Annotated in this window: 26 protein-coding genes; 2 read left to right on the top strand and 24 right to left on the bottom strand. The window is 40.3% G+C overall.

What is annotated here, in order from left to right:
- Window positions 1–58 precede the first annotated feature (58 nt).
- Both JU57_RS10840 and JU57_RS10835 read right to left on the bottom strand, forming a co-directional pair.
- Window positions 59–1903, bottom strand: coding sequence for a hypothetical protein (locus tag JU57_RS10840; RefSeq protein ID WP_037960839.1), 1845 nt, complete (start codon window positions 1901–1903; stop codon window positions 59–61).
- Window positions 1900–3039 carry a hypothetical protein gene (locus JU57_RS10835; protein ID WP_037960836.1) on the bottom strand — a complete coding sequence of 380 codons (1140 nt, stop codon included), beginning with the start codon at window positions 3037–3039 and terminating at the stop codon, window positions 1900–1902. Before JU57_RS10835 ends, JU57_RS10840 begins: the two co-directional genes overlap by 4 nt.
- A gap of 146 nt (window positions 3040–3185) precedes the next feature.
- On the opposite strand from JU57_RS10835, the gene JU57_RS10830 reads away from it, so the two are divergent.
- Window positions 3186–4325: a sensor histidine kinase gene (locus tag JU57_RS10830; protein WP_037960834.1), complete on the top strand. Its 1140-nt coding sequence runs from the start codon at window positions 3186–3188 to the stop codon at window positions 4323–4325.
- On the top strand, window positions 4322–4996 hold the full coding sequence (locus JU57_RS10825) for a response regulator (RefSeq protein WP_037960832.1): 675 nt from the start codon (window positions 4322–4324) through the stop codon (window positions 4994–4996). The genes JU57_RS10830 and JU57_RS10825 overlap by 4 nt, the downstream gene beginning before the upstream one ends.
- A 277-nt stretch (window positions 4997–5273) precedes the next feature.
- Here the strand turns inward: JU57_RS10825 and JU57_RS10820 are convergent, their stop codons facing one another.
- The 22 genes from JU57_RS10820 to JU57_RS10715 form a co-directional block, all read right to left on the bottom strand.
- Window positions 5274–5495 carry a hypothetical protein gene (locus JU57_RS10820; RefSeq protein ID WP_037960830.1) on the bottom strand — a complete coding sequence of 74 codons (222 nt, stop codon included), beginning with the start codon at window positions 5493–5495 and terminating at the stop codon, window positions 5274–5276.
- Between the two features lie 160 nt (window positions 5496–5655).
- A complete protein-coding gene (rpsI, locus tag JU57_RS10815; RefSeq protein ID WP_037960829.1) occupies window positions 5656–6048 on the bottom strand; it encodes a 30S ribosomal protein S9 in 393 nt (130 codons plus the stop codon).
- A gap of 1 nt (window position 6049) precedes the next feature.
- Window positions 6050–6478, bottom strand: a complete 429-nt coding sequence (gene rplM, locus JU57_RS10810; protein WP_037960826.1) for a 50S ribosomal protein L13 — start codon at window positions 6476–6478, stop codon at window positions 6050–6052.
- A gap of 81 nt (window positions 6479–6559) precedes the next feature.
- Entirely contained in the window at window positions 6560–9283 is a 2724-nt protein-coding gene (locus JU57_RS10805) for a RecB-like helicase (RefSeq protein WP_037960824.1), read from the bottom strand.
- Window positions 9280–11628 carry a PD-(D/E)XK nuclease family protein gene (locus tag JU57_RS10800; RefSeq protein WP_037960823.1) on the bottom strand — a complete coding sequence of 783 codons (2349 nt, stop codon included), beginning with the start codon at window positions 11626–11628 and terminating at the stop codon, window positions 9280–9282. The genes JU57_RS10805 and JU57_RS10800 overlap by 4 nt, the downstream gene beginning before the upstream one ends.
- A 129-nt stretch (window positions 11629–11757) precedes the next feature.
- On the bottom strand, window positions 11758–12252 hold the full coding sequence (locus tag JU57_RS10795; RefSeq protein ID WP_037960822.1) for a FixH family protein: 495 nt from the start codon (window positions 12250–12252) through the stop codon (window positions 11758–11760).
- A complete protein-coding gene (locus tag JU57_RS10790) occupies window positions 12245–12892 on the bottom strand; it encodes a TPM domain-containing protein (protein WP_294877162.1) in 648 nt (215 codons plus the stop codon). The genes JU57_RS10795 and JU57_RS10790 overlap by 8 nt, the downstream gene beginning before the upstream one ends.
- A 72-nt stretch (window positions 12893–12964) precedes the next feature.
- Complete coding sequence (locus tag JU57_RS10785) at window positions 12965–13177, bottom strand: DUF4006 family protein (protein ID WP_037960819.1); 213 nt, start codon at window positions 13175–13177, stop codon at window positions 12965–12967.
- An 8-nt stretch (window positions 13178–13185) separates the two neighbouring features.
- Window positions 13186–14034, bottom strand: coding sequence for a c-type cytochrome (locus JU57_RS10780; protein WP_037960816.1), 849 nt, complete (start codon window positions 14032–14034; stop codon window positions 13186–13188).
- A 13-nt stretch (window positions 14035–14047) separates the two neighbouring features.
- Entirely contained in the window at window positions 14048–14263 is a 216-nt protein-coding gene (locus JU57_RS10775; protein ID WP_037960809.1) for a cytochrome c oxidase, cbb3-type, CcoQ subunit, read from the bottom strand.
- 10 nt (window positions 14264–14273) lie between these two features.
- Window positions 14274–14939 (bottom strand): cytochrome-c oxidase, cbb3-type subunit II, encoded by a 666-nt coding sequence (gene ccoO / locus JU57_RS10770; RefSeq protein WP_037960806.1) that lies wholly within the window; start codon window positions 14937–14939, stop codon window positions 14274–14276.
- Between the two features lie 15 nt (window positions 14940–14954).
- Window positions 14955–16421: a cytochrome-c oxidase, cbb3-type subunit I gene (ccoN, locus tag JU57_RS10765; RefSeq protein ID WP_037960804.1), complete on the bottom strand. Its 1467-nt coding sequence runs from the start codon at window positions 16419–16421 to the stop codon at window positions 14955–14957.
- A gap of 165 nt (window positions 16422–16586) precedes the next feature.
- Window positions 16587–17258, bottom strand: coding sequence for a response regulator transcription factor (locus JU57_RS10760; protein WP_037960802.1), 672 nt, complete (start codon window positions 17256–17258; stop codon window positions 16587–16589).
- Between the two features lie 12 nt (window positions 17259–17270).
- Window positions 17271–18494 (bottom strand): PAS domain-containing sensor histidine kinase, encoded by a 1224-nt coding sequence (locus JU57_RS10755; RefSeq protein ID WP_037960800.1) that lies wholly within the window; start codon window positions 18492–18494, stop codon window positions 17271–17273.
- Window positions 18491–19144: a sulfite exporter TauE/SafE family protein gene (locus JU57_RS10750; protein ID WP_349678295.1), complete on the bottom strand. Its 654-nt coding sequence runs from the start codon at window positions 19142–19144 to the stop codon at window positions 18491–18493. The genes JU57_RS10755 and JU57_RS10750 overlap by 4 nt, the downstream gene beginning before the upstream one ends.
- Window positions 19145–19248: 104 nt before the next feature.
- Window positions 19249–20379, bottom strand: coding sequence for a glutamine-hydrolyzing carbamoyl-phosphate synthase small subunit (gene carA, locus JU57_RS10745; protein ID WP_037960796.1), 1131 nt, complete (start codon window positions 20377–20379; stop codon window positions 19249–19251).
- Window positions 20376–20930, bottom strand: a complete 555-nt coding sequence (locus JU57_RS10740; RefSeq protein WP_037960794.1) for a DUF507 family protein — start codon at window positions 20928–20930, stop codon at window positions 20376–20378. Before JU57_RS10740 ends, carA begins: the two co-directional genes overlap by 4 nt.
- An 84-nt stretch (window positions 20931–21014) precedes the next feature.
- A complete protein-coding gene (locus JU57_RS10735) occupies window positions 21015–21542 on the bottom strand; it encodes a PDP protein (RefSeq protein WP_037960792.1) in 528 nt (175 codons plus the stop codon).
- Window positions 21539–21973 (bottom strand): flagellar export protein FliJ, encoded by a 435-nt coding sequence (locus JU57_RS10730; protein WP_037960790.1) that lies wholly within the window; start codon window positions 21971–21973, stop codon window positions 21539–21541. The genes JU57_RS10735 and JU57_RS10730 overlap by 4 nt, the downstream gene beginning before the upstream one ends.
- Window positions 21974–21997: 24 nt before the next feature.
- Window positions 21998–23245, bottom strand: coding sequence for an adenylosuccinate synthase (locus JU57_RS10725; protein ID WP_037960787.1), 1248 nt, complete (start codon window positions 23243–23245; stop codon window positions 21998–22000).
- A gap of 1 nt (window position 23246) precedes the next feature.
- Window positions 23247–24101: an ATP phosphoribosyltransferase regulatory subunit gene (locus tag JU57_RS10720; protein ID WP_037960785.1), complete on the bottom strand. Its 855-nt coding sequence runs from the start codon at window positions 24099–24101 to the stop codon at window positions 23247–23249.
- 2 nt (window positions 24102–24103) lie between these two features.
- On the bottom strand, window positions 24104–25213 hold the full coding sequence (locus JU57_RS10715) for an alanine--glyoxylate aminotransferase family protein (RefSeq protein WP_037960783.1): 1110 nt from the start codon (window positions 25211–25213) through the stop codon (window positions 24104–24106).
- Between the last annotated feature and the right edge of the window lie 118 nt (window positions 25214–25331).

Genomic DNA, 25331 nt, shown 5'->3' with positions numbered 1-25331 from the left:
CTTTACCAACTAGCAATTTGGGTTACAAATAGAACCTAGTATCACTACGAAGCAAGGTCTAGGGCTGTAACTTTAAAGGGATAATTTCATCTAATATCGCTTGCATTTGTGTTTTTTGATTCCATTTGTGGATATTAATATCTCCTTGTTTGTATAAAAAATGATTTTTATTCTCTGCTAAAAGCCGCATACGCAAGAGGGTGTCATTATTAAAAGCAATACCTCCTAAAGTTGTCTCTTTAAAAAGGTCTATGCGCGTATTATTTGTTTGCATTGTGCTGGATTGCACTGCTTTTTGTGGCGTTAAAATGATTAACAATGATTTTCGTTTATTCTCATCATACGCTTCGTTAAACAGATAATTAAATCCTGGTATATTTTTCAAAACGGGCACACCCGAACTGTTTACATTGCTCTGTTTTTCCACAAGTCCAGAGAGAATTAATGTTTGATTGATATTCATCAAAACACTGGTGCTCACGGAGCTTTTTAAAGTCAAAAGTGACTCTTGAAAAGAACCTTGATCTTCCACTGAAAAATCGGAGCGTGACACTTTTATCGCTAACAATAGTGAATCATCATCGATGAATGTCGGGGTCACTGAAAGTGAAATACCAATCGATTTTTCAATTAAATCACCGCCACTTAATTGACCTGGAACAGAAACCAGTATGTTTGAGCCTGAAAAAAATGTGGCTGGTTGCCTATCCAATGCGACCAAAGAAGGCTTGGCTAAAATATGATTTCTAAAATCAGAAGCATTGGCAATATTAAGTGAATAGGTAATACCACCCATTGGCAGGCTAATAGATGAAGTCCGCGTTCTCATGGAAGAAGAAATGCCATCTGTTTTGCTTTTTGTTACCCCATCCGACCAACTAAAGACCGCTTCTAAACCATCGAGTAAATTAAGACCATTGTAATTCGTCAGATACTCATCGGTTTGAATAATCGTCGCATCAATGATGACCATACGAGGTAATGGCTTGTTATAGCATGGACTCGGAAGTGCATTGGGAGCATTTGTGAAAACACTACTACTCTCTTCATCGTCATCCTCTTCATCGTCACTATTTTGTGCGCTAATAGACTTCACGTCTGGCTGGGGACACTCAGCCCAATAGGGCGACCTTGGCCCCGTTAGTGGTTCTGTTATAGGCTCAGGGGAAATGACTTTTGAGACAATAGTTGGTTTTTTATGTTGCATTTTTAACGAAGCCTGATAAGCATTTTGCCAGATCTTTATGCGTTGCTCTACCTGCGAAAATTCATGCGGCATAACGATACGTAAGAGGTTTTGACGTATCAGTGCTGATTGTTCCTCCAGTCCAACAACACTACACATCAAATACCCCGCTTTTAAGATAACCACATCCATAGGAGCTAACTCGTAAGCTTTCAAAATCACCTTTGTCGCCGTTTCAAGATCGTGCGCATAGTAAGAAGCATACGCTAATTCATAAGCGATCAATGGATCATCCCCTTTGATTTCAAAAGCATTCAGAAAGGAAAACTCAGCATCGGCAAAACGTTTGAGATGAAGATACAATCTTCCAAGCTGTGCATGGGTGAGGTACATGCTAGGATCTAGTTGAGAAGCAACGATATACCCCGCTTCCGCTAGTTGAGCCGCTGCAAAATTGCCTTGAATGAAATCATTATGATATGCCATACCCAAAAGAAAATGCAACCTTGCATCCATTGGATCATTGGCTGTTGCTTGGTTAAGAAGGGTGATAGCTTTTTGCACATCACCCTTTAGTAAAGCCTCTTTACTCTCTTCAAAGATACGGTCTCGAACCACAACATCATGGCCTGCATCAATTTGTAAAAATTTATTGGAACACCCACTGAAAATTAATGCAAGGCAGGTGAAAATCAACACTTGAACAATGTGTCTCATTCATTTTCTGCTATGATTTTTGCGATTTCTGAGGCACTTTTTGTTCCTGTTTGAATATTATCTGAAGCTGAGCCGTGATGATGGTCTTTTAAAATACTATCTAACAAAGAGGTTTTTTCTAACTCTGCTGTATCGCCGACACAAACAGCCCCTGGAAAATGTTTGGCTTTATGAATATTGGTGGAAAATGGAGCATCACCATAAATTTGGTTCATCACCGCCACCATACCATCGGTTGCTTTCTCTCCGTTATCTTTTCCACTACAAGATGCTCTAAGCGTTACGATATCGATACTCTTATTATGATATTTCAAACTAGCATAGGGATACTCTTTATTAAATTTTCCCATGTGAACAGGCGTCAAATCTCTACCCGCATCACTTGCTATATCTGCAAAATAACCTAATTTATCACCTTGATGTGGTGTTGCTATCGTATAAATACGCTCAATTTTTTTTGCTTCGTCTGCGTATTTAGAATTCCCAACAAGATAGCGAATATCAAGCCCACCCATACTGTGTGCCACAACTCTTAACGAATCATTTTTAATATTGCATTCTTTCGCCGCTTTTTTGATGTATTTGCTCAACATATCGGCTCGCTTTGCAATAGATCCATCTTGTGAAACGCTGGTTCGAAAGACTCGCCACTTTTTATTTTCAGCTTTTTCAGCATAAGCATCAAACTCACCTTGTCGACTATTGTATCCATGCACAAACAAAATAGCAGGTTTAGAGGCATTCGTATTGCATCCGCTTAAATCTGCTTTCACATGGGGTTCATCACTTATTTTATATTCACCATTTTCATGCCAAATATAAAGACTTTCACCGCATTTTCGATGCACAACAAGGTCATTACCTTTTGCATCTTGAAGATTTTTATCAAATGCTCCCTTAATAAGATGTTTGATTTTAATCTCAAAGTTTTTCAACTGACCATCATGCTTACAATCATCGATGTGAACATAATTTGCCACATGCGCATGCAAAGACTTATTTTTCAATCCCAAAACTTCAAACTTGAGATGATGTTTTGTTTGATTGATAAAAGTAATATGATGGTCATCATGATCCGCTAATACTGCCGTACACAAACTACTCATAAAAACCAAAATAATTAAAACCCTCGTCATATCCTACTCCTTTTTTTAATTTGATTGAATTCATTTTAAACTTTTTGTTAGAGCATTTTTTGTAAACTCTTTAGTGTCTTGGATTATTATAACGTTCCAAAATCACAAAAATGTGATTTTGATTTTTTAGGAGATATATACTTCAAATGAATATAGATGAAATTACACTTTTGCGTAAAAAACGATTATTGATCTATATCTACGGGATGATTATCGTTTCTCTTTTAGCTGTAACATTGAATGACCTGAGTAGAGGCTATCCTATTGATGCTGGAATTGAGGGTGTTTGCGCCTTGCTCGCAATTATTTTTGTTCCTTTTTTATTAAAAAACAATCACATTCAAATCGCTTCTTGGCTACTCATCGCCCTCTTAAGTGTTGTGTGTCTTTCAGCCATGATTTTAGATACCTTTGATCATCTCAGTGTCGTTTTTATCACTGGCATCATACCCATCGCCTTTTACCTTTTTGGGCGGAGAACTGGTTTATCCATCGCTATCGTTTTGCTGTGCATAAGCGGTGCTTTACTTTTTTTTTCCGCTTTTTTCAACATCCACCACAGCACTTTTTTAAACAGTTCTATTGCTATTACAAATTTCATCGTCTTCGCAATCGTTATCACAGGTGTGAGTTACATCTATGAAAGCACCAATCAATACACCTATGCCCTGCTAATCGACGAAACAAAAAAACGGGAAATGCTCTATAAAGAGATTTACCACCGAGTCAAAAACAGTTTAAACATCGCCTCATCCATGTTAGGGTTACAAGCATTAAATGCTCCCAAAAAAACCGCTCAACTACTTCTTAGTAGCCAAAACCGTATTCATTCCATTGCCTTACTGCATACGATGCTCTATCGCTCTTCTCATTTAGAGAACGTTGATGCTAATATGTATTTTAAATCTTTGATTGATATTATTTGTCATTCACTCGGGGCTAATGCAATCCGCATTGATGTTCACATCTCACCTTATTTTTTGTTGCCTATGAATATAATGGTTTCTTTAGGCATTATCACGAATGAACTCATCACCAATAGTATCAAACACGCTTTTACGCACACACTCAATCCAATCATCTCTCTTGTCCTAAACATTCAAGAAGACTACTACCATTTCATTTACACGGATAATGGAAGTAGTTGTTCACAAGAGGGTCTTTTTTCGCAAAACGGTTTAGGAAATCACCTTATTCAGCTTAGTATTGAGCAATTAAACGCTACATTACAGGTTACACTAACACCTTCGCTACAATATACCATTCTCTTCAAAGAGGCAGCATGATAAACGTTTTAATCGTTGAAGATGAGAGAATTGCAGCAGAGTATTTGCGACGTATTATTGAGCAAGTGGGGTACAGTGTTGTGGGTATTGCCAAAAGTTCAGATGAAGCATTCGCACTACTTAAACACAACGCTGTCGATGCCGTTTTGACAGATATTATGATTCAAGGGGGACAAAGTGGTGCGGAATTTGCTGTAGCATTACGACAAATAAGTCAATGTGCCATTATTTTTACGACGGCATATGCGGATGAAGAGATGGTAGAGTATGCGGTTCTTGCTTCTGTGGATGGGTATCTCATCAAACCCTTAGTCCCCAAAGAGGTCCTAGTAACATTAAAATTAGCATTGAAACGTCGTCGTTTTATGCGTACTGGCAATGATGAGATTATCACGCTTCAAGGAGGCTACAAACTTCATCGCAACGGCTCACTCTTTAAGGAAGTCACCCGTATCAATATTACCTCAAAAATGCGTGAGCTTTTAGAGTATCTTGCCAAAAATCCTAATCATTATCATTCCACACAAGCCATCTCTTCTGCATTATGGGGGAGACCTGATTGTGTTGGAGCATTGCGAACATTGATTTATCGCTTACGTCAAACAACATCTGAAAAGTTGATTGATGCCTCTGTATCAGAAGGGTATCGCTTGCACAAAGAAAACATTTAGCTTTTCTAAAAGCATAGGGGTCGAAAGCATAGGAGAGCTAAACTTTTAACTTTCATCATCATTCCTCTGAATAGCTTTGATAATTTCAGCCATTTGGATTTTTTCTTTTATAGAAAGCTCGTCTTGTTCACTTTTGGCAAACAATCTTAAAAGATAGATTTTTTCACCAACGAGAAAAAAATAGTAACCCCTGAATAAAAGAGGGTCAGGGCTAAACTTTTAACTTTCGCCATCTTTATAGTCTTTTTTGAATTTATCCAAAAAAGCAAAAGAGTATTTAAGCATTAGGCTCTTTTAAAAGGCTTTCGCTCTCGTTGAAAAATATGAGTTTATTTTCATGAATATCGCTGAGCGATTTTTGATGGAGCTTGTCACTTTTTATCTCTCTTAAAATGGTTAACAAATCCAAACTGACAGCACTTTCTAAAAAACTTTTAATACTCTCAGGTGTTTTAAAATAATGCTCTACAGGCTTGTTGTCTATGGCTGTTTGAAGCATTGGATGCCTTTTGAAATTCGTTTTGGATTATTATACTATTTTTGAGTAAATTTATTTGAGGAGCAGAGGAAAGAATAAAAAAGCATGCAAGGGAAAATCCCTTGCATAATAACACTTAACGTTTTCAAGGAAACTTTTAATGATCCCCTTGAGGAAATCATTAACGTTTTGAGAATTGTGGACTACGACGTGCTTTTTTGCGACCGTATTTTTTACGCTCAACAATTCTTGAGTCACGCGTCAATAAACCATAAGGTTTAAGGATTGCTCTAAAGTCAGCATCCATGGCTGCAAGTGCTTTAGAAATACCATGACGAACAGCGTCCGCTTGAGCTGAATAACCGCCACCTTGAGTAGCAGCTACAATGTCAAAGCTTGTCTCTTGTTTTGTAAGAGCAAGGGGTTGGCGAACACGTTTTTTAATGGTCTCATGACCACCAAGCCACGCTTCAAAATCAACGCCATTAACAGTAATTGACCCTTTACCAGGTGCACTTACCCATACTTTAGCGATAGCTGTTTTTCTTTTACCAGTTGCGTATACTTTTGCCATATTACTTTCCCTCTACTTTAACTTGCGCTGTATGTGGATGCTCACTACCGGCATATACTTTGAGCTTTTTGATCATCTCTTTAGCAAGATTTGTTTTAGGTAACATGCCTCTTACCGCAAGTCTGTACAATTTCGCTGGGTTGTTGTTCAAAAGATCACCCAATTTTTCAGTTTTAACGCCACCGAAATATCCTGTGTGTCTGTGATACAATTTTGTGTCTAATTTTGTTCCACTAAACTCTACTTTTTCCGCATTGATGATAATAACGAAATCGCCACAATCAACATTAGGAGTAAAATAAGGTTTATGTTTGCCTCTGAGCAGTGTTGCTACTTCTGTAAGGACTTTACCAAATCTCTTACCAGCAGCATCCACTACGATCCAGTCGCGTTTAACTTCGCTTGGCTTAATCGCTTGTGTAGCTTTCATCTGTCATAACCTTTGACGTATTTATTTAACGAAGTGCAAGTGTAATCAAAATATACTTAAATACTACTTAAATTAAGTGTACTATAAGCTTTTAAGAAGTTCGATTCCATCGTTTTGCAAATAGCAAATATACGCTTCCACCGGCAAGTTATAAATCGTAGAAAGTGCGTCTTGATAGAGCTTCACTTGTGCTTGGTGCTTTGCACTCTGCTTTTTCGAGCTTTTATAATCCACCACGACGATACGATCTGGAAATTCAAGCAAAAGGTCGATCTGTTTGCGCTCTTTTTGGTAAATCAGTGGTTGTTCTTTATAGACTTTTGCACCCTCTATCAAATCTAAAAAGGCTTTACATGTAATCAATTTTTCTCCACGCTGATAGATCGCTTGCAGTGTCGTTTCATCCAAAAGCGGTGCAAAACGATTTTGCAGTGCGATGTAAGCCCTTTTCAGCGAAGATTCATCAAAACTATCTAACATCTCCAACAAATAGTGCTGTGCGATTCCAAAGGTAATAGAAGCGATCTCAGCACTTTCACCCTCAACATCTGGCGTACTTACCACCTCTTGCGCGCCATAACGCTTAGGCTCATAGACACGCATCGTGCTTGGCATAAACGGTGTTTCTTTAGTGGAAACACCTATCACACCTCGCTCTGTGGTGCTTAATTTCAACATCTCAAACGCACTGTTTTGCGCTTTGGCACAGACAAAGAGTGAATGTTTGGCTCTCGTAAAAGCGACATAAAGCGCATTGAGCCGATCTTCGACCATCAAGACACTCTCTTGCTCTTTGGCTTTGGCATAGACGGCATCGACCGCTTCTCTGCCACCCATCGTGAGGTAAAGCCCTTTGATGTCCACCTCATCGTAGCTAAATAAAAGCGTATCGCTTCGGTTATTATCACGACTCAAACGGTCACACACGATGACATGCTCAAACTCTAAGCCTTTTGACTTGTGAACCGTTAATACACGAAGCCCATCCACATCTTCACTTTTGGCTTCATCGCTCAGTTCATCCAGCACAAACAAAAAACTCTCGATCTCTTCGTAACGACTCGCCACTTCAAGGAAACTGAGCAGATCCACGCTGCCATCAAACAGTCCATAGGTTTTGATGATTTTCTCTACTAAAACCAATGGTGTTGCGTCTAAATCCCAACCGCTACGAGAGAGTGGTGTCTCCCACGTCCTGCCGCAAAGAGCTAGAAACGTTGCACGGTAAAGTTCATCACCAAAGTAGAGGTATTTAAGCAAAGCAATGATCGCTTTGATAGAGCGAACTTCGATGAGTTTCAAGGTCGCTTCCAGTCTTACATGTAAAGCGGGAAACTGCTCTTGCACCAACGCTTTAAAGACCTTGGCATCTTTGTTCGTATGCACCAAAAGCGCGATGTCTTTGGGCTTGACACCCTCGCCAAGAAGCATCCCAATCGCCTCTAAAACAGAAGGTTCAATCGCCTCTTCAATGCGCACATTGATGTACCCCTCACTCGTGGCTTTGGCAACCTTTTGGGACTCATACCCTTTGATTTTACATGTAAAGATTTCATTGACAAAATTCACGACCTGCTCGCTACTTCGATAATTCGTATCGAGCGCATTGACGTCTAAATGCAAGCTCTTTTTGGCATACCCAAACAGCTCTTTTGTACCACCGCGAAAACGGTAAATCGACTGCTTGACATCACCTACAAAAAAGAGTGTTTTAAACTCTTTCACGCCCCGCCCTGCGCGTATCTCTTCGATGAGTGGCAAAAGAATCTGATACTGCACAATGCTTGTGTCTTGAAACTCGTCGATCAGCAGATGTTCTATCACTCCATCCAGACGAAAATAGAGAAAATCTTTGCTGATCTCCTGGCGCAAAAGGGTGTAGAGCAGATTGGTCACGTCATCAAAACGAAGCTCACCATACTCGCCCATCAAACCTCGCAGACTCTCATCGTAAATCGCAAAAAGTTTGCCCAGTTGTCCTAAAAAATACGCCTCTTTGGCATTGACATGCTCATTTAAAGCCTGCTTGAGTTCTCGCAAAAGCGTATCGGTTCTCTCATTGGCATACTTTTTATAATCCCAATAGCCAAAATCTTCACGTTCCAAATATTTCTTGGAAAGCAGATCACTCAGCGTTTGCGCTTTGAGTGTCGCAAGCCCACGTGCGGAGAGTCCACTTTGTTCAAAGTAATCTCTAATGCGTTCTAAAATGTCTAAACATGGTTTTAAGGACGGATAACTTCCCTCATCCAACGTACTAATATCAAGCTCTGATTTTTTCTGATACAGCATATTGAGCAGGCTAAAAAGATCATTTAGTTTTTTATCTTCGTTGATGCTAAAAGCAATGAGCGCATTATAGAGATTTTTGTGTTTACACCCTTTGATGAAACGCTCTACCAACTCCTCGTCAAGCCCATTTTGCCCCACTTTGAAGTCAGGCTGTAAACCTACATGTAACGCGAAATGGCGCAAAATCAGGGAGAAAAAAGAGTCCAGTGTGGAGATTTTGATGTCGGCTTGAAGCAAGATTTGCATGACACGCTCTTTCTCAAAGAGTAATGTCTCTTTAGACTTGCCCGTTTGTACGCAAATCGCTTCTAACTCATCTTTGCTTTCCAAGTGTTTGAGCGTCTCAAAAATGCGCGTTTTCATCTCAGATGCTGATTTGTTCGTAAAGGTAAGGGCTACGATCTTTTGCGGATTCGCACCCATAAACAGAAGCGAAAGATAGCGAACACTCAGCGCAAAGGTTTTGCCACTGCCTGCACTGGCTTCAAGGGCTAAATAAGGACTCAAATTCATATCTGCTCCTCACGTCCACACAACTGCACATACGGGCAAAGCCTACAGTGCTTGATCTCATCGCACAACTCGTAGCCATTGATCGGTTTGGAGAGCTCTGAGAGCTTTACATGTAAAAGTGCTTTTTTTTCTTCCAAGAAGTTTTCAGGGACTAAAACTCCCTCTTTGAGATCGTAATAGTAAACACCACCAACCTTGCCCAAAGCACTTGCAATGAGTTCGTAAAAGACCAACTGAAAATCGGTGGTACTCTCGAGTGTTCGCTCACTCGTCGTTGGTACTTTCCCACTTTTATAGTCGATGACAAACAGTTCATCCCCTTTTTGGTCAATACGGTCAATCTGCCCTTCAAGCATAAACTCACCGTAAGGCACGTTATGCGAAAACTCTTTTTTGAAAACACGAAAGCCCTCATCAAAACGATTGATTTCATTGTGCATAAACGGTTTCAGTTTTTGAAGCCACACATCGACAAAATAGCTCCAGACTTCATGGTGGTTGTTCTCTTTTAAAAGCGTTTCAAGTTTGGCGTACAGGCTTTTTTCATCTCTAAGCGCTTCATCGCATATCGCATCTTCGAGCACTTTATGCAGCGCAATACCTATCGTTTGCTCATCAATTTGAGTGCTTGGCATCTTCGCCTCTTTGAGTCTGGCAAGGTAGCGAAAGTAAAACTGGCGTTTACATGTAAGCAGTGTCTTGAGCTTTGTTGCCGAAAGGAGGAACGCTTTAAGATCATAAGGCGCATCGATAAATGGCTGATCGTAAAGATTTTTAGGAACATTGACATCAAAAAGAAGCGGTTGCAGTGCTTTTTCATCCGCCATAACGGTGGTATCAAAACCAAGCTCATCCAAAAAGCGTGAAGGCATACTGGTCTCATTTTTCACATAGGCAATGGCGATTTTCTGTGCGCGAGCAAAGAGTTGATGGTAGTAATAGCGTTGTAAATTTTCTCGATCTCTCTTCGTTGGAAGTCCCGCATGCGCGCGAACTGCCGAGGAGAGAAACAGGTCTTTTTGGCTCCGCTTGGGTACAAATTCGTCGTTAAAGTCAAGAACAATAACACCTTTGTACACCACACCTCTGGTTTCAAGCACGCCTAAAACCGTCACTTTTCCACCCCTGACATCATCTTGCGTAAGAACTGCAAGGCGGTTTAAAAGCAGTTTTGTGACTTGCTCAAAACGAAGAGAGGGTGCATGGTTCAAAAAGTGGGTAAAGGCAAAAAAGGCTTCTTGAAAGAGAGGATTTTGCTGCTCTTTGGCATCGCAGGAAAGCAATGTTTCAAAAAAATTCATCGCCGTTTCACTGGAAACTTTTTGGTGCCAAATCTCTTTACATGTAACCATCATTTCCGTCTCAATTTTTAAGCGAGCAAGTCGGAGATGATCTTCGATCTCGTCATTGCGCATCGCTTTTTCAAGGGCACTTAGTTTTTGATAAAATTGGCTCTGTTTCAAGCTGATACCCATCGCAAAGTTGAGATTGTGCCATGTATCAAAGGGACGCAGAACTTCAGCAAATCGCTCATCAGGTAAAATCACCACGATCTCTTCGGGACGCAAACCCTCTTCCACAAACTGAGCGATAGCACTTTGCACATAGCCCATTTGCGCGAGACGAGAGGAGAAGCCATAGACTTGAATATCTTGCTTGGAGGCATTTTGAGGCTTTACATGTAAAATTTCTTTTGTGGAGAGGTTGATCTCATAAGTGTTGTTTTGCTCTAACACAATGCCAAGATTTGCAAACAGTAACGCCATTTTTTGATTGTACGCACTGATGGTAACGTTTACATGTAAAGGAATCAGTGCTGCGATTTGACTCAAAAGTTCCACTTCAAAACGGCTCAAAAAGCCCTCTAAATGAATGCGAACAGCACCCAGTGAGCGAATATACGCAACATTGAGCTCATAGCATTCAGGAAGTGTGATGCGGTCGTACAACGCGTGCTTGGAGAGAAGCGTTTTGTAGTGTTTAAGCAAGGTCTGAAGTACCTCTAAATGCTCTGCGTAGTGCTCATACGTATCAGCACCCATAAGCGTTTCAAGTGCAACTTTTTCATGGCTAAGTTCTTCAAAAAAACGAAAAAGGTAGGTTGAGTTTTTCAAAAAAGTAAAAAATTCACGCTCAATGTACAAAAGCTCAAACTTGGTAAATCGCGAAGCCTCTTGCATCAACAGCACACGCATATCTTCATCGACCAAAGCGTGATGGGGTACAAGGACGGCTTTTTGCTCTAGTTCTGCAATCGTGATGGCTTTGGGAAGAAGGGTGTTGGTCTCTAAAAATGTGTCGTAAAATGAGCGTACAGCACGACTGGTTGCAAAAACTTCTAACATCATTCCACCTTATTTAAGTATCTCATTATAACAAAGCAAAGATTTAAGATGGATTTTTATGTCAAAATGAAATTGCGGTAAGATCACACAACTTATCTTACCGCAGAGTATTAAGGTAGAAAGGGGGAGCTATTGTGCTGCGTAGGCCTCATTTTTATGATAGCCTTTAAATTCGCCTACTTCAATTTTACTTAGAATTTGCCAACGACCTGGCTTGTTAATCTCAAAAGGTCCAAAGGTGTAATTGCCATTTTCGACGTGCGAAGGCTTCATCTCTTTATTCTCTTTATTGCTATCAGGACGTGAGAGCATCATCATCATATTGGCATCATTGACAGGTTGACCGCTTTTGTCCGTCAATCGAATCGTGATGCTATTATCTCCTATTTCAAACTTTTCCGTTGAATAGGCAAGATCAAACTTTGCATCAAATTTTGCTTGTAAATCCAATATTTTATTGATCGAATGATCTACTTTTTGGTACTTTTCCATGTAAAAAGTATCCATTTCCACAGGGTTATCGGTAGCAATCTTAATCACCCAACCGCATGCCACAACCATACCTAAAATCATTCCAATTACTGCGTGAGGATAGTAATTGCGCTCCGTTTTTACTTTAGCCACGTTTTTTCATCCTTCGTATAAGCATTATGATCACTAAGACTGCTACAAAACCATAAATGAGAAGTCTTACGATACTGATCGTTGTTTTATTAGAACTTCCAATCGAACTCTCTAATTTCACATTACGATACGCGGCAATTTGATCCACTAAATCACCATAACCATTCAGTAACGCAGGTCCCACACTGACTTCTTTTTTTTTCGTTGTCAGAAGCGGTAGAATCGTTCCTCGCCATGGAAGTGGTGAAAGCATCGCCTCTTTATCAAACTCTTTTTCAAGTCCAGTGGAGGCATAAATATCTACTTTTTGCTCTTCTAAAAAAAGCGTTAAAAGAGCATATGGAGGCGTTAGGTCTTTGGCAAAGTTTTGCTCATAAGCAATGATATTTTCACCCCCAGCACTTTTTTTAGCGATTAGGATGACTTTAACACCACTTTTTGCAAAAAGCTCACTACCCATCTCTTCGATCTTTTGAGCAGTTCTCTCTTCAAGTGTTTCATCATAAATGACAAATTCCTTGGCAAAAACCAAAATAGGAAAGAAAAACAGAAGGCAAAGAAGCGAAAGCCTCTTTGCCTTTACATGTAAGAAGGTTCTCATTAACCGACAAACAGATGATTGGGTGTTAACACTGCCCATGCAGAGACAAGTCCTATCACAATTAAACCAAACGTGATGATTTTATCCATATATTCAGCCATTTTATTCCCCTTATTTTACGATAACTTTTTGACTCGCACCTGCAGGATCTCTCATTTTAAGTGCCTGCGGATCCGTTAGCTTATAGGGTTTATCCGCCACTGCTTGTTGCGCTTTAAGTCCAAAGAAAGTCAATACTCCTAGGATAGAAAGCAATAAGACTGTCGCAATCAACATTCCTGTAACGCCATGAAGTCCAAATACGCTTCGATTTGTATTTTCCATGCTAATCCTTATTTCACTAAAGAGCTGACATACGTGCCAACCGCTGTTTTTTGAACATTGGTTAAGCGACCGTCGTTGAATTTAGGCATATTACCGATAGTACCTTTTTTACCTGTTCCTAGTACGTTGACAACAAATTTCGCATCGCCATACACACTAAGATCTGGAGCACTGCCTGCCATACCTTTACCATCATCGCCATGACATGCTGCACATGTTGCCCATAGTGCACGACCTGCCTCAACCAATGCTGGATTTTTGGTTTTTTTCACAGACGAAACTTCTTGCATAACATAAGCTGCTACTGCTTTTGCACTCTCTGCATCCAATAATCCTGCTGGCATTTCACCGAGTGGATATTCAGAACCTTTAGCACCATTAAGAATTGAAGCAACGATAGCCTCTTCATTTCCCCATTTACCAAGATTTGCAGCTTTGCCGTTCATTCCATCGCCTGTTACCCCATGACATGGTGCACATTGAACCAAGAAAACACCCTCTCCCATATTCATAAGAGTTGTTTGATCGGGATTAGCAAATTTAGTTTCAAACTTCGTAGTATGGCTTTGTACTTCTTCATTATACTCACCAATTTGCGAATAAGAACTAAGAGGATAACCGGCAAGAAAATACCATAATCCCCAAATTATTGTTCCTAAAAATGAAAGTGCCCAACCAATTGGGAGTGCATTTTTATACTCACCAATACCATCCCAATTCTCTTTCGCTAATTCACCACTACTTTTGTCGGTTTTCATCTGTTGAATGTATTTCCAAGAAACACCAACAGTGAGAATTAAAATTGCTGCCGCACCAAGCAATGCCAATACGTTTACATTGTCATTCAGCCAATTCATCTATTGCTCCTCTTTATTCTTTCTCTTTGTTAGACGGTGTAAAAGATTCAATCGGAGCATCATCAATATTGTCGTTTAGGGCAATATTAGCATACTTCTCATAGTTTCTCGTACCCTTTTTTTCAGCTTTGTAAAGATGATACAAATAGCTGTACATAATCACTGACAAAAAGATAGTCGCAAAGATATAACCATAAGCCTGTAGTTCTCTGATTGTTTCAATATCCACCGTTCACACCTTATTTTAAGCTATTGAGATAGGCAATGAGTGCCACAATCTCTTTGATCTCGCCACGTTTAAATGCCTCTTTGACCTCTTGGCTTTTCATATCAGCAACAATTAAAGCAGCTTCGTCCATCAGTGCTTTTTTTGCTTCATCAAACGTTCCAAGTTTAGGCATATCTGCTTGATCATAAGGAACATTGAAGACTGTTTTGACTGTAAATGCTTCTGCATAGGCTGTCTCAATGTCTGCAACATTTTTAAACATATGTTTATACGCTGGCATAATAGAACCAGGTACGACACTTTGTGGCTCCAACATATGGTATTCATGCCAATCTGTTGTTCGATAATTTCCAACCCTCATTAAATCAGGTCCTGTTCTTTTTGAACCCCAAAGGAATGGTCTATCATACGCATATTCGCCGCTTAAAGAGTACATACCATAACGATCTGTCTCAGATTTGAAAGGACGAACAAGCTGTGAATGACACGCATTACAGCTATCTTTAATATACACTTGACGACCTGCAAGCTCTAAAACTGTATACGGTTTTGTTCCTGTTACAGGACGAGCACTCTCCATAAAGTCTGGAAGAATGGTCACAACACCTGCATACGCAATCACTAAAAATACACCTACCGCAAAAAAGAATGGGTTTCTTTCTAACCAATGAAACATAATCCTGCCCTCCTTTTATGCTGCCATAGGTGAAGCATTTTGAGGTTCAGACTCAATTGCTTTACTTGCAGTCATTGTTTTATACATATTGTAAGTGAACATAAAGAAACCGATAAGATACAATAAACCGCCCGTTGCACGAAGGGCATAGTAAGGAATAAGAACCGTTACCGTATCAATGAATGAGTAGGCAAGGTTACCGAATTGATCGGTTGCTCTCCACATCATACCTTGCGTAATACCGGCAATCCACATACTTGAGAAGTACATAACGATACCCGTTGTTTGAATCCAAAATTGTGATTCCATCAATTTTTTACTATACAATTCACGCTTATACATGCGAGGAGCCATATGGAAAAGCGCAGCCATTGTCATAAAGCCAACCCAACCAAGTGTACCATCATGAACGTGTCCAGGAATCCAGTCTGTAAAGTGCGCAAGGGCATTAACAGATTTGATAGCTTGAATTGGTCCTTCTAGTGTACTTAACATGTAGAATGTTGAAGCAAAAACCATAAATTTAACCAATGGATTTTCTTTGAGTTGACCCCATTGTCCTTTCATCGTTAGAAGCATATTAATCGCGCTACCCCAAGATGGAAGAATTAAGATAACAGAGAAAATTGAACCCATCGTTTGAACCCAATCAGGTACGGTAGAGTATAACAAGTGGTGTCCACCTGCCCAAAGGTAAACAAACATCAAGCCCCAAAAAGAAAGTAATGAAAGTTTATACGAGAAAACGGGTTGACCAGATTCTTTAGGTAAGAAATAATAGATCATTGCAATAATAGGCACCGTAAAGATAAACGCTACCGCATTGTGACCATACCACCATTGAACCATCGCATCATTGGTTCCAGCATACATTGAAACAGAGTGATACCATTTACCCATACCGGCAACAAAATAGGTTGGAACTTCCATATTATTGAAAAGATAAAGCATAGCAACACCCAAGAAAGTTGCAATGTAATACCACATAGAGATGTAGAGCGTTTTTTCACGGCGAATACCGATAAGACCGAAAATACTAATACCCCAGAGTACCCACAAAACAACAACGGCAATGTCCAATGGCCATTCCAATTCTGCATACTCTTTAGAAGTGCCAATACCTAAGAATAGAGCTACTACCGCGGAAAGGATTGTTAACATGTAAATCCAAAAATGGAGTCGGCCAACAATCATCAAAAACGGTGACTCCGCCATTGATACCTTAAGTACTCTTTGCCCAACGTAGTACCATGTAGCGAAAATTCCGCTTAGTAAGAATCCAAAAATTACTCCTGAAGTATGAAGCGGTCTTAAACGACTAAAAGTACCGTATTCATCTGCCAAGTAATTCAACTCAGGGAAAGCCATCTGATAGGCAATAACCACGCCTATTACCATACCAATGATTCCAAATAGAATCGTCGCATAGGTAAAACATTTGGCGACTGAATAGTCATAGTTCAATGCATCTCTAGCCTGCATCAATTCCTCCTGCTTGTGTTTTTATGTCACAAAAATATCACATAATGGAAGAATTATAGTGCACCAAATCTACAACGAAGCTTAAGAAGATTAAATTTGTGTTAAATAAAAAAAGTTGAGAAAAAATTAAAGAAAGAGAAGAGAAGAACGATGAGAGTATCGTTCTTACGTGTTAATTTTGTAACCAAGGCCTGGGATATTTTTGATAAACTCTTTATCGGTTTTCTCGCGCACACGCTTAATAAAGGTACGAATGGCTGAGTCTGTTACTTTTTTGTTTGTCCAAACATATTTTTTAATCTCTTCATGCAGCACAAAGACACCTAAATTTTTAACCAAGATTGAGATAAAAAGTAACTCTTTTTTCGTCAAGAAAATGGTTTGCCCTTCTTTGACAAGCACTCTTCGGCTCTTATCAAACTGGTAGCCAAAGCCAAGTTCGACAATATCACTCTGATCGAGCATCTCTTTAGAGACCAATTGTAATGTTTTTAAGAGCTCATCAGGATCAATCGGTTTAATAAGGTATTTATCGATCCCTACATCAATGGCTTCAAGAAGTCTCTCTTTTTCACTAAAAGCACTTAAAATCACAATCGGCGTATGTTTCGAGATATGTTTGATCTCTTTTGCCATCATTAAGCCATCCATAACAGGCATCATGATGTCAGTTATGACAATATCGGGCTTATATTTTTTAAATTTCTTCAATCCATCATCGCCATCACGAGCGACAATAAACTTCGTAAACTCATCGCCAATAGCACTTTCTAAAGCCTCTCTAAGATCTTCTTCATCCTCGACAAACAAAACCGTCAATTTTGACAATCCACTCATTACTCTTCCTTTTTACGCTTTAACTAAAGGGATCGTGATGGTAAAACAGACTCCATCATTGCAATTGGCTGCAACGATAAACCCTTTCATGCTATTGTTAATAATCATTTTGCTCATATAAAGCCCCAAGCCTGTGCCCGCACTGGCATGCTTTGTTGTAAAATATGGCTCAAAAATCTTATCCAAAATAGCTTCTTCAATTCCACCAGCATTATCGCAGACTTGAATTATAGCATCTCCAAGCGCAGATGTGTCAATTTCAATATAAATTAATCTATTTTTTATTTTATTATGGCAAAACGCATCCATCGTATTATTAATTAAATTAATCAATACCTGAGAAAATTCATTGAAATAGCCCCTAATTGTGGCATCTTTTTTCACAATCAGACGTATTTCAACTTCATTTTTTTCCAAGGTTCCTCGCATAATATCCATCGCCTCTTGAGCCACAAGACTGAGGGCAAAATCTTCACTTTGACGATCAGGGCTGAAAAAATGACGAAAATCTTCGATGGTTTCAGACATTTTGGAGACAATTTTTTTAGCATGCGCGTAACTGTCCTCAAACTCCACACCTTTACCTTCATTTTGAAGACGATAGAGTTTATTCATCTTATAGAGCGTAATATTAAGCTCTGAGAGCGGCTGTCTCCATTGATGCGCGATGTTGGCGATCATCTCGCCCATTGAGGCAAGACGAGACTGCTGGAACAAAAAACGATCTTTTTCACGGTTCTTTTCAACCTCTTCTCTTACGCGTTCTTCTAACGTCTGATTGAGCTCCATTAACGCTTTGGTTTGCTCTTGCACCCTTTGCTCAAGTGTAGCATTAAGCTCTTCGAGCTCTTCATCTTTGGTAATCAGTGCTTCGCTTAAGCGAACGCTCTCTGTCACATCATAACGAATCGCAATAAACTCTTCGATGTCGCCATTTTCATCTAAGATAGGAAAAACGGTGGTATTGACATAAAAGGTACTGCCATCTTTGGCTAGGTTTTTGACGGTTGATTTATAGGTTTGCTTTTGAAGAATGGTTTGCCAAAGTTGTTTAAACGTTGAAGCAGGAACGTCGGGATGCCTTACAATATTATGATTTTTTCCAACCAGCTCTTCTTTGCTGTAGCCTGAAATTTTACAAAATTCATCATTGACAAAGGTGATAATACCAAAAATATCGGTTTTCGAGATGATATTACTGCTCTCAATAGCGCTTTGGTATTGTTCTAATTTCATGCGATGGCTGCCTCATAGCCAAGATACGCCATATAAATACCGTATCCTATGATGATCAAAGAAGCGATCTTAATCATCATCTCTCTAAAACCACTCCCTTTGAGAAAGCCTACCACAAAACCAAGCCCTAACATCGCTGGCATTGTTGCTATTCCAAACAAAACCATAATCAATCCGCCACCCAAGAGAGAGCCTGACGTGGCGGCAGCAGCTAAGAAAAAATAGACCAGCCCACACGGTAAAAAACCATTCAAGACGCCTAGTCCGTAAAAACTTGCCATTGTTTTAGAGTGAATTAGTTTGGAAAAGAGTGTTTTAATGAAAGGATTAAAAGCGATGGTTGCTTCAAGGGAGGTTAGAAATTTAATTTTTCCCATCATAGAAAGTCCCATAAGTACCATCAAGATGCCAACGGCAAAGTAAAAATAGCCATTGAGGTGTGCTGAAAACGTAAAAAAACTACCAAGCCCCCCAAATATCATCCCCAGCACAGTGTAAGAACTGATTCTGCCAAAATTGTAACTAAGGTGGGCGAAAAATTGGCGTAATGAGGAGGCAGAGGTATCAATTTTGGCGCTACTGTACGCCATAACAAAGCCACCACACATGCCAATGCAATGCCCCAAACTTCCTAAAAATGCAACACTAATAATGGCGGTAATATCGATGGCGTTAATGGCATGGCTCCTTAACTGATTTCGCGTACTTTTGTAGGTTTACATGTAAGACTCAAAAGTACGCGCAGTGAGTTGGTTTAGAGTCTGTTAGCAAACTCTTGAAAAATGTATTTACTCTCGTGTGGACCTGAGCTTGCTTCGGGGTGATGCTGCACAGAGAAGATTGGAGAATCATGGTATTCAAGACCTTCAATCGTATTGTCAAAAAGGTTGACATGCGTAATGCGAGCGACCTTACAGATCGTATCAGGCACATTGTAATTGTGGTTTTGTGTGGTAATTTCCACCACATTGTTTTTCATATTTTTAACCGGATGGTTACCACCGTGTTGCCCAAATTTAAGTTTGTAGGTCGGATAACCATGCGCAATAGAGAGCAATTGATGTCCAAGGCAAATGGCAAAAATAGGCACTTTTGCCTCAATCAATTTGCGAATCTCTGCCGCTTCATTTTTCAAAATGAGTGGATCGCCAGGTCCATTGGATAAAAAGAGCCCATGAATGTCACCTTTTTTATAACGCGCAATCACATCCTCTGCACTAAAATCATGCGGTACAACCTCAACATCAAGTCCGACTTCACAGAGTTCATTTAAGATATTGCGCTTAATGCCCAAATCAACGGCTAAGATTTTCTTACCAATGCGCTTTGGTGTAGCATTATACGCCTGTGCTTCTGCGTTCCAAACACCCTTTACATGTAAATAGGGTTTAGGCGTGCTGACTTTTTCAATGTAATTAACATCTTCGATACGAGGGCTTGCAGAGAGCATCGCTTTGAGCGTTGCAGGATCGCTTACTTCTGTGGATGCAATCATCATTTTAGGACCAGAGTCTCGAATCATTTTGGTTAAATAGCGTGTATCAATGTCGCAGATACCCATGCCCTCATAATGTTTCAAAAACTCGGGTAAACTCTCGTGTGAACGGAAGTTTGAAGGGGTCTCATTGAGGCTTCGCACCAACATACCGCTCGCATAAATCGTCGAACTTTCCATATCATTGTCATTACAGCCCACAATACCAATCTCAGGCATCGTAAACACAACGAATTGTCCCGCATAACTTGGATCACTCATGATCTCTTGATAACCGCTCATAGAAGTATTAAAAACGATCTCGCCTGTTTTTGAACCTTCAAAGCCAAAACTTTTTGCTTCTAAGAAAACGCCATTTTCAAGATAAATCCATACAGGTTTTAACATCATACTAACATCCCTCTTCTTCTGAGTTCTTCTTCATAGAGCTTTTCAAAAATCAGATCGTACTCTTCAGAGCCTGGTACTAATTTTCGTTTATAATTGGAAATTTTCTCCGCCACATCATCTTCAATCCCTTGAAAATTGGCGACATACGTCTCAATCGCAGTATAGACCACGTTTTTAACGCGATTTTCCGTTACGTTATACTCGATCAATCCTGTTTTCCAACTGGTTTCTAAAATTTTATGGGCAATTTCATTGTAGCGATCTTCGTACGACAAAATCACACCAAACTCTTTTGCGAGCTTTTTCTTAATGAGCCAAAACATGTTCCTTCGGTCAACCCTTTGAAACTCCATCTCATCTTCATTTTGTTCTAAAATCTCTGTTACACGCTCTTCAAGCGCAGTCTCTTGTTTAATATCAGCAACAATCAAATCCTCTGCAACTTTAACAATAGGCTCTAAGCCCTTAAGCATGGTAACAAAACCACAATTTAAAATATCGATCGCTATTTTATTGGCAATATAAGGGGCATGAGGCAATCTGATTTTCATCCATAAACCTTACTTCTGAATTTTGACACATTGTATCAAACGTAAGGTAAATATCTGTTTAGAGAAAGATCGAGGCAGGTTTTGTCACTCTTTTGTTTGGTTGTTCTCTACAAAAGGGGGACCTTTTTTCAGCTGTTGTGTAATTTCGGAGGCAATTTGAGGATTCATCTTTGCCATGATTTGTGAGACTTTTTTCGCCGGCAGTCCAAACATAATCGCAGCCCCCTCATGCACCGGAAGCTTCTCGACAATCGCCGCAGCCGCAGCATCTTTCATCTTGATGTAGGTTTCATCCAACTTATCATTTTTCTTTGCTTGCACCTGATCTAAAAGCTTTTTATTCTCTTCTAGCATCAAAGTGATCTGTTTCTCTTTGGCGTCGATCTGCTCTTTGGTCTTGGCGAGTGCGCTCTCTTTTTCTTTCAGTACATTTTTTTGTTTCTCAAAAAGGGCATTCGTGGCAGCTTGTAAGGCTTCAAACGATTGGCGCGCCTCATCGATCTTCTCTACTTCACGCAGTAATTCTACTTTACGGTTCTCAAAAATTTGAGTACAATCAATCGTCTCTGCCCCTAGCAGTGTTGTTACCAACATGATCCACACATGCTTCATTCGTGACCTTTTTTAGAGAGTTGACCTGCAAACAACATCGTTGATATTTCATCTAAGTAAAGCTGTTCTTCGCGTTTGATTTTATCCATCAACACTTGCAACTCTTGCTCTTCGAGGTATTTTATTTTTTCATATTCAACGTGCGCTTTTTGGTATTCGATGTGAAGTTTTTTTGTTGCGCGCTGAACGGTGTAAAGCTCTTGCTCACACCGCTTTTTTTCACGACTTAAGATATTTTTTTGCTCATTGACCATCAAAAGCATGGTGACCAAACCCTCTTTTGGCATCTGAACAGCGGCAATATCTTCATACAGCGTCGTGATTTTATGCGCCAACATGCGCTCTTTATTTTGGCTTTTCATCAGCTCTTTCTCAATCGTATCGCGCTTTTGTTTACGAATTTTAGCGATCTTTGAGAACTGACTTTTCATCCAAAATACCTTTACATGTAAAGATTATAAAATAATCGTATCGTTCCGATCAGGACTCGTAGAGACCAGTCCTATTTTGGTTCCGGTTAAGACTTCAAGGCGTTTAAGATAGGTTTTAGCCGTTTCAGGAAGGTCTTCAAATTGACGACATCCCACAACACTCTCCCAACCCGCAAGCTCCTCATAAATCGGTATAAGATTTTCCAAATCCTCAGGCAAGGTTTCAACTCTTTTTCCATTGACTTCATACGCCACACACACTTTGATCGTCTCAAAACCATCTAAAACATCGAGTTTCATAATGGCAAGATCATCACAACCATTGATACGACTAGCATAGCGACACGCCACGGCATCAAACCAACCACAACGGCGCGCACGCCCTGTAGACGTACCATACTCATGCCCTTTTTCGCGCAATTGATCGCCTTCGGCACCAAAATCTTCTGTTGGGAAAGGTCCATTTCCCACGCGCGTACAGTACGCTTTAACAATACCTGTCACTTTACCAATATCTTTGGGATTCAATCCCAAACCGACACATGCACCCGCACTGATCGTGTTTGAACTGGTTACAAACGGATAGGTTCCATGATCAATATCGAGCATCGTACCTTGTGCACCCTCTAACAACACTTTTTTATTCTCATCCAAACATGTCCAGACCATATGGGTTGTGTCTGTTAAAAACGGTAAAAGTACTTTTGCATAGCCATCTAACTCTTTTTTTAGCGTCTCATAATTAGGCGTTACAATACCAAGGGCACTAAAAAGCGCTCGGTTTTCATCGTAAAACTCCACCAAAGCATTGGTCAGTTTTTCGGTATCTCGAAGTTCGCCCAAACGGTGTCCACTTCGCTCGATTTTGCTACCATAGCTTGGTCCAATGCCACGACCTGTCGTTCCAATGGCTTTAGCACCACGAAGTTTCTCTTTGGCTTGATCAATTAAAATGTGGTGATTTAAAATCATATGCGCTTTATCGCTCACAAACAGACGACCCTCTAATTTATCAAACTGCGCCATCTCTTTGATCAATGCTTCAGGACACACCACCACACCATTACCAATGACATTGAGTGCTTCTGGATTTAAAATACCAGAGGGAATCAAGTGAAGCGCGTAACGTACGCCATCAACCCAGATCGTGTGACCAGCGTTATGTCCGCCTTGGTAACGACACACGACATCGTAATGTTGTGCCATCAGATCAACGATCTTTCCTTTTCCCTCATCGCCCCACTGAATCCCTACAATCATATCCGCTTTCATTTTAGTGTCCATCTCTTTTAATTAATATTTCGATCAAATCATCGGTGTAAAGTCCAAAACCACTTGAGCCAATGCCCTCACAATCGTAACTTCCACCCGAACCTAGTGTATAGTTTTTAGAGATAAATCTAAAAAACAGCGCATTATAATAGCGCATTTTCACATAGTAAAGCGGTGAAAAGACAACATTATCGTACACAATATGCGTTGAGAGTGCTTTAAGCTTTTCAAGTTCACCTTTTAAAACAGCAGGAACCTCTTGAATCACCGCTTCAAGCTCTGCTAAAGTCTGCAAACACGTCAACTTCGTCAACCACGGAATATCCAGTGCCAAAAGCTTCTGAAGCTCCCCTTTTTCAAAGATTTTCAGATCTAAACCCAACATTTCGGAGAGAATTTTGGGAATGTTGATATTGCTTACATGTAAAAGGGGTTTAAGCTCAAATTTCTCAAAAATGGACAAACTCGTGGCAATGCTCAACGCCAAATCTTCCTCACCAATCAGCTCTGCGCCAATTTGATGCACTTCATGACTGGGGTAGCGAAACACCGGCTGAATGTAAAACCATTTGGAGTGATTGGTCGTTCTGTCCACTCTTTTGGTACTTAAGCGCACCACGTCCATCGTACTATCGGCCCTGAGAGAGATGATGTGGTTTTGTTCATCTGAAAAACGGAGCAACTCCTTCGCATCAATGCTTTGGTGCTGATGGTACGAAAAATAAGGCGTCACGATCTCTTCAAATCCCACCTCGTAAAAGAGTTCACTCGCCACCGTTTCAAGCTGTCGCTTTAACTTGGCACTTTTTCCAAAATAGAGCTTGCTTCCGGTGGGTATCTCATGTTCATAAATCATCATTAACCTTGGTAAAATTCTTGGGAAAAGACCCGATTGGCGGTGCCATCATACGCACGCTTTCCTAGTTCAGCAAGCGCAAGCTCGACCGCATTGAGCGTCCAAGCCGTTTCGTAAACGTTGATCAATCCCATATGGTTGATACGAAAAAGTGTCTCTTTGATGTGATCTTGCCCGCCTGCCATATTGACACCGTATTTGGTTTTCAAAATTTTGCGAATTTTGCTTGCATCATCGTGTAACACCGCACTCATCGCTTTTGCTGGTACTTTGGGGTAGATGTGAAGTCCCAACGCTTGCAATGCTTTATTGGTTGCATCGGCTCTTTTGGCTGTATCGGCATAGAGTTTATCCAAACCACCCTCAGCATCGATGAGTTCAAACATCGCCACAAGACCGATCACCAATGTCGTTGCAGCCGTCCATGCGGTCGTATTTTTACGTTGGTTTTTCAGTTCCGTTTTGAGGTTAAAGTAGTAACCAACCCCTCCGTTGTCGATGATCTCTAGCGATTTGGCACTCAAACCAATAAACGCAAGTCCCGGAGGAAGCATCAACGCTTTTTGACTGCCAGAGATCAAGGCATCAATGTTCGTTGTATCGACTTTTTCAACCCCCACCGCGGTAATGCCATCGGCAATAACCATGATGTTAGGACGAATCGCTTTGACCGCTTTGGCAACTTCTTCAACAGGATGACGAAGTCCACCGGCACTCTCACACACTTGCATAAAGACCGCATCAATGCTGGCATCGTTTTGAACCAATTCAATGATGGCATCGACACTCACAGGTGTGTCCCACTCATTTTTAATTTCGACAAACGGTTTGTTGTATGCGGCACAAATTTTGCCAAAACGCTCGCCAAATTTACCCGAATTGACGACAATCGCTTTGCTTTGGCACAAATGAAGCACGCAGGCTTCCATGGCTCCTGTGCCACTAGCGACAAGCATCAAAACTTCTTCCATATTAAAAAGCGTGCTTAAATAGCCTCGTGCTTTTCCAAAAATAACCTCAAATTCAGGTGTTCTGTGATGAATGGTGGGTGTTGCCATCGCCATACGAACTGCTTCAGGAACGGGAGTCGGTCCTGGTGTCAAAAGTAACATAAGAGATCCTCATCGAATATAGTTTTAGAGACCATTGTAACAAAATCTTGCTTGTTGTTTCTTTAGCGGTTCCCCTTCTTTTCCTGCTTTGCCTTTACATGAAAAAAGTCTTTTCAAA

The organism is Sulfurospirillum sp. SCADC (genome assembly GCF_000743525.1).
Lineage (GTDB): Bacteria > Campylobacterota > Campylobacteria > Campylobacterales > Sulfurospirillaceae > Sulfurospirillum.
The sequence above is the reverse complement of the archived record's forward strand: the minus strand, read 5'-3'. Positions and strand labels throughout refer to the sequence as shown.

Coding starts and splice junctions, on each gene's coding strand:
- JU57_RS10840 (WP_037960839.1), bottom strand. CDS start 1,903: ATGAGACACATTGTTCAAGTGTTGATTTTCACCTGCCTTGCATTAATT.
- JU57_RS10835 (WP_037960836.1), bottom strand. CDS start 3,039: ATGACGAGGGTTTTAATTATTTTGGTTTTTATGAGTAGTTTGTGTACG.
- JU57_RS10830 (WP_037960834.1), top strand. CDS start 3,186: ATGAATATAGATGAAATTACACTTTTGCGTAAAAAACGATTATTGATC.
- JU57_RS10825 (WP_037960832.1), top strand. CDS start 4,322: ATGATAAACGTTTTAATCGTTGAAGATGAGAGAATTGCAGCAGAGTAT.
- JU57_RS10820 (WP_037960830.1), bottom strand. CDS start 5,495: ATGCTTCAAACAGCCATAGACAACAAGCCTGTAGAGCATTATTTTAAA.
- rpsI (WP_037960829.1), bottom strand. CDS start 6,048: ATGGCAAAAGTATACGCAACTGGTAAAAGAAAAACAGCTATCGCTAAA.
- rplM (WP_037960826.1), bottom strand. CDS start 6,478: ATGAAAGCTACACAAGCGATTAAGCCAAGCGAAGTTAAACGCGACTGG.
- JU57_RS10805 (WP_037960824.1), bottom strand. CDS start 9,283: ATGAATTTGAGTCCTTATTTAGCCCTTGAAGCCAGTGCAGGCAGTGGC.
- JU57_RS10800 (WP_037960823.1), bottom strand. CDS start 11,628: ATGTTAGAAGTTTTTGCAACCAGTCGTGCTGTACGCTCATTTTACGAC.
- JU57_RS10790 (WP_294877162.1), bottom strand. CDS start 12,892: ATGGGCAGTGTTAACACCCAATCATCTGTTTGTCGGTTAATGAGAACC.
- JU57_RS10785 (WP_037960819.1), bottom strand. CDS start 13,177: ATGGAAAATACAAATCGAAGCGTATTTGGACTTCATGGCGTTACAGGA.
- JU57_RS10780 (WP_037960816.1), bottom strand. CDS start 14,034: ATGAATTGGCTGAATGACAATGTAAACGTATTGGCATTGCTTGGTGCG.
- ccoO (WP_037960806.1), bottom strand. CDS start 14,939: ATGTTTCATTGGTTAGAAAGAAACCCATTCTTTTTTGCGGTAGGTGTA.
- ccoN (WP_037960804.1), bottom strand. CDS start 16,421: ATGCAGGCTAGAGATGCATTGAACTATGACTATTCAGTCGCCAAATGT.
- JU57_RS10760 (WP_037960802.1), bottom strand. CDS start 17,258: ATGAGTGGATTGTCAAAATTGACGGTTTTGTTTGTCGAGGATGAAGAA.
- JU57_RS10755 (WP_037960800.1), bottom strand. CDS start 18,494: ATGAAATTAGAACAATACCAAAGCGCTATTGAGAGCAGTAATATCATC.
- carA (WP_037960796.1), bottom strand. CDS start 20,379: ATGATGTTAAAACCTGTATGGATTTATCTTGAAAATGGCGTTTTCTTA.
- JU57_RS10740 (WP_037960794.1), bottom strand. CDS start 20,930: ATGAAAATCAGATTGCCTCATGCCCCTTATATTGCCAATAAAATAGCG.
- JU57_RS10735 (WP_037960792.1), bottom strand. CDS start 21,542: ATGAAGCATGTGTGGATCATGTTGGTAACAACACTGCTAGGGGCAGAG.
- JU57_RS10730 (WP_037960790.1), bottom strand. CDS start 21,973: ATGAAAAGTCAGTTCTCAAAGATCGCTAAAATTCGTAAACAAAAGCGC.
- JU57_RS10725 (WP_037960787.1), bottom strand. CDS start 23,245: ATGAAAGCGGATATGATTGTAGGGATTCAGTGGGGCGATGAGGGAAAA.
- JU57_RS10720 (WP_037960785.1), bottom strand. CDS start 24,101: ATGATTTATGAACATGAGATACCCACCGGAAGCAAGCTCTATTTTGGA.
- JU57_RS10715 (WP_037960783.1), bottom strand. CDS start 25,213: ATGTTACTTTTGACACCAGGACCGACTCCCGTTCCTGAAGCAGTTCGT.